Source organism: Mannheimia sp. (genome assembly GCF_056854775.1).
On sequence record NZ_JBXGGI010000014.1, the window covers coordinates 1 to 4,080 of the forward strand.

3 protein-coding genes and 1 pseudogene are annotated in these 4,080 nt (G+C 39.2%); 2 read left to right on the forward strand and 2 right to left on the reverse strand.

Annotation, left to right across the window (positions count from 1 at the left end; genetic code table 11):
• Positions 1-82, reverse strand: a pseudogene (locus ACJHV0_RS01120) (tRNA pseudouridine(65) synthase TruC); the annotation flags it as partial.
• A gap of 26 nt (positions 83-108) precedes the next feature.
• On the reverse strand, positions 109-420 hold the full coding sequence (locus tag ACJHV0_RS01125; RefSeq protein WP_025236185.1) for a YqcC family protein: 312 nt from the start codon (positions 418-420) through the stop codon (positions 109-111).
• Positions 421-507: 87 nt separating this feature from the next.
• On the opposite strand from ACJHV0_RS01125, the gene trpCF reads away from it, so the two are divergent.
• Together trpCF and mnmC are read left to right on the forward strand one after the other, a co-directional pair.
• Positions 508-1,932: a bifunctional indole-3-glycerol-phosphate synthase TrpC/phosphoribosylanthranilate isomerase TrpF gene (gene trpCF / locus ACJHV0_RS01130; protein ID WP_483133136.1), complete on the forward strand. Its 1,425-nt coding sequence runs from the start codon at positions 508-510 to the stop codon at positions 1,930-1,932.
• A 216-nt stretch (positions 1,933-2,148) separates the two neighbouring features.
• On the forward strand, positions 2,149-4,080 hold a 1,932-nt coding region (gene mnmC, locus ACJHV0_RS01135), incomplete at its 3' end, for a bifunctional tRNA (5-methylaminomethyl-2-thiouridine)(34)-methyltransferase MnmC2/FAD-dependent 5-carboxymethylaminomethyl-2-thiouridine(34) oxidoreductase MnmC1 (RefSeq protein WP_483133137.1).

The following is a 4,080-nucleotide window of genomic DNA, read 5'->3' on the forward strand; positions in this document are numbered from 1 at the left end:
GCCAAGAGCGATACACTAACATTCCGGCAGGTTTGTTAATGGCAATAAGTTCATCGTCTTGGTATAAAATGTCTAAGGTCATATTATTTTGAGGGCGATTAATAGAAATTAATCTTTCAACAACGTTTCTAATTTCAATACAGGCTCACAAATTGCCTGCAAATATGCTTCATTTTTTAACGCTTCTTCCAAATAAGGTGTAATGGCAAAATTGCGAGGTAAATCGGCGGTAGCTTCTAAAATAGCTCGCATTCTTGGAATAAAAATCCATTGTAGCCATTGAGTTGGTGTGAGCGTTTCTACACAAAATGGTTGCTCATTGGCAAGTGCCTCAGGGCTTGGCGGAGTAGCTTCCCACAGTTGATTAACACGCAGGGCAATTTCTAAATCTGATAAATGTTGTTTAACTTGATCTTTCATTTCAGTTTCGCTTGTGAAATTCGTCTTTTTCAGGTAAAAATAAGCACAGATTCTACCACTCAAACTTATTTCTCTCTAGGAATTTATATGCAAAATACCGATTCAACTAATCAGCCGACTATTTTACAAAAAATCGTACAAGATAAAGCGATTTGGGTGGAGCAAAAGCAACAAGATTTCCCATTAAGCGAATTTCAGCACAAAATCGTGAAAAGTGATCGTGATTTTTATGCTCAATTGGCAAAAGGTTCTCACCAAGAGCCTGCGTATATTTTAGAGTGTAAAAAAGCTTCGCCATCAAAAGGATTAATTCGAGCAGAGTTTGATTTAGACAGTATTTCGGCAGTTTATAAAAACTATGCCAGTGTGATTTCTGTTTTGACTGATGAGCAATATTTTCAAGGCGATTTTCGCTATATCGACCAAGTTAAACGTCAGACTACACAGCCGATTTTATGTAAAGATTTTATGATTTCGCCTTATCAAGTTTATCTTGCCCGTTTTTATAACGCTGATGCGATTTTGCTGATGTTGTCGGTCGTTGATGATGAAACTTATCGTGAACTTTCGAGTTTAGCCCACGAGCTAGGAATGGGGGTTTTGACTGAAACCAGCACCGAAGCGGAATTTGAGCGTGCATTAGCGTTAGGGGCGAAAGTGATTGGGGTAAATAACCGTGATTTGCACACGCTCACTATTGATATGAACCGAATTATTCGCTTGGTGGAAAAATATCAGCACCAAATTCCTGCTGATGTTTGTTTAGTCTCTGAGTCAGGTATTAATGATCACAATCAGGTTAAACGAATTAAGCCTTATGTTAACGCTTTTTTGATCGGCAGTAGTCTGATGGGGAATGCGGATCTAAATAATGCGGTGCGTGCAGTGGTTTTCGGCGAAAATAAAGTGTGCGGTTTAACTCGAGTGCAAGATGTAAAAGCAGTGTATAAGCTAGGGGCATTGTATGGTGGTTTAATTTTTGCCGAAGGCTCGCCACGCCAGCTTTCGCTTCGCCAAGCACAGGAATTAGTGGTAAATGCACCGCTTCGTTATGTGGGGGTATTCCAAGATCAAGCGGTCGAATTTGTGGAGAAAATTGCAAAACAGTTAGAGTTATTTGCGGTGCAATTACACGGCTCTGAAGATGATGGATATATTGCAGAGTTAGCGGGAAAACTTGGCGATCAAACCCAAATTTGGAAAGCATTATCAGTGGATATTGAAGCGGAAAATGTAGAGTTTGAGAATAATCCACAAGTTGCTCGTTATGTGTTAGACAGCAAAGTGGCGAACCAGCAAGGCGGTACAGGTAAAACCTTTAACTGGGCGTTAATTCCAGAAACGTTGAAGCAGAAATCATTATTAGCGGGCGGTATTAATGCGGAAAATATTGAAACTGCCTTAGCTCAAGGTTGTTTAGGCGTGGATTTAAACTCAGGTGTTGAAAGTGCCAAAGGCGTAAAAGATTTGGAAAAATTGACCGCTTGTTTTACGAAAATTATTCACGCATAGCGACACAGCCCATTAAATTGTGTTAGAATAAAAACGATATTTTAACAATAACTAACAATGAGGATTTATATATGGGTACTTTGGGTTATTCAATGCTAACAGTGGCTTTCGCACTTGGTATGATTGTCTTTTTAGCCTACAATATTTTCTAATATTTATTTATTATTAAGGCACGGAAAATCTCTTGGTTTTCCGTGTTTTGTTTTGAGGGATATGATGTCTAAGCTTGCTTTTGCCTCACTTTCTTTTAATGCTGCAAATACGCCTGTTTCAGAACAATTTGATGATATTTATTTTTCCACCCAAGATGGTTTAGCGGAAAGTTATTATGTTTTCCAAGAAGGTAATCAACTTTGGGAAAAATGGCAATCTCACACAAAAGATGCCTTTGTGATTGCGGAAACAGGCTTTGGTACAGGTTTAAATTTTTTAGCAGTTGCTGATAAATTCCAGCAATTTCAAGCGGAATTTCCACAAAGTAAACTCAAACGGCTTTATTTTATTTCATTTGAGAAATTCCCTCTCACTTCAAGCCAGCTCAGCGAAATTCATCAACATTACCCACAATTTGCAAACTTATCTGAAAATTTGACCGCTTGCTGGTTGCCACGTCAGAAAGGCTGTCAGCGTTATCATTTTAAACATATTTATTTGGATCTATGGTTTGGAGATATTGCAGAGAATTTACCTCAGTTAGGTGATCTTTATAATAGTACAGTCGATGCGTGGTTTTTAGATGGTTTCTCGCCCGATAAAAACCCTGAGATGTGGAATGACCATTTATACCAGCAAATGTTCCGTTTAACTACGAATGGCGGCAGTTTTGCAACTTTCACGGCTTCAAGTAATGTGAGAAGAGGCTTGCAAGCAGCAGGTTTTGAGGTAAAAAAACGCAAAGGTTTTGGCAGAAAACGAGAAATGCTGTGGGGAGAAAAACCGCTTGAGAGCTTAATTCAACCGCCTAGTTATCCTTATTTTTATGCCAAAAATGAAAGTGTAGAAGATATTGCGATTATTGGTGGCGGTGTGGCAAGTTTATTTGTGGCGTTATCACTACTAGAAAAAGGCAAGCAAGTTACGCTTTATTGTAAAGATGAAAATGTAGCGATGAATGCTTCCGGTAATTTGCAGGGAGCGATTTATCCACAATTGAGTGATGATGATGAACGAAATGTGCGGTTTTATATTCACAGTTTTGACTATGCGTTGCAAAGATTAGCACAGCTTAAAGCGGAATTTGAATTTGAGCATAATCTAAATGGTGTGGCACTTTATGCCTATAATGATAAAACAGCGAAAAAACTTGCCAAAATGGCGGGACAAACTGATGACGAAACGCTATTTAAATTGTGTTCTGCTGATGAATTAAGCGAGAAATTAGGCTTAAATGTACCAAAGGGTGGGGCTTTTATTCCACAAGGTGGTTGGCTTTCGCCAGTACAGTTTGTGAGAAATGGCTTTGCGTGGCTTGAAGCTAAAGGGTTGAAAATAGTGCTTAATCACAAAGTTGAGAATTTGCTATTTTCAAACGGAAAATGGCAATGGCAGACAGCCGGAGACGTTTTTCAACACCAAGCCGTTGTGCTGGCAAATGGTTATACATTGAATGAATTTAGCCAAGCTAATGGCATTCCGCTTTACCCTGTACGGGGGCAAGTGAGCCAAATTCCTACTACAATGCAACTGCAAAAACTAAAATGTGTGGTTTGCTATGATGGCTATTTAACGCCAATGGCGAAATCAGGGAAGCATTGTATTGGGGCAAGCCATATTCGAGATAATGCAGAAACCCGTTTTAGCGAAACAGAACATTTAGAGAATATTGCAAAACTTCAGCAAAATTTAACCGCTTGTGAGTGGACAAATGGCATTGATTATTCGCAAAATCTGGCAAAAGTTGGTATTAGAGCGGCATTTCGAGATCGCATTCCAATGGTGGGTGCAATTCATCATTTTACTCGCCAAAAAGAGCAGTATGCCAATTTATACAATCAGCTAAGACGCAAACAAGCGGTCGAAAATGCGGAAATTTTTGCAAATTTATATATGGTGAATGGGTTAGCTTCTCGCGGTTTGACTACCGCTCCATTATTGGGGGAGCTATTAGCAAGTTTGATTGCTAATGAGCCAGTGCCGATAAGCGAAGAT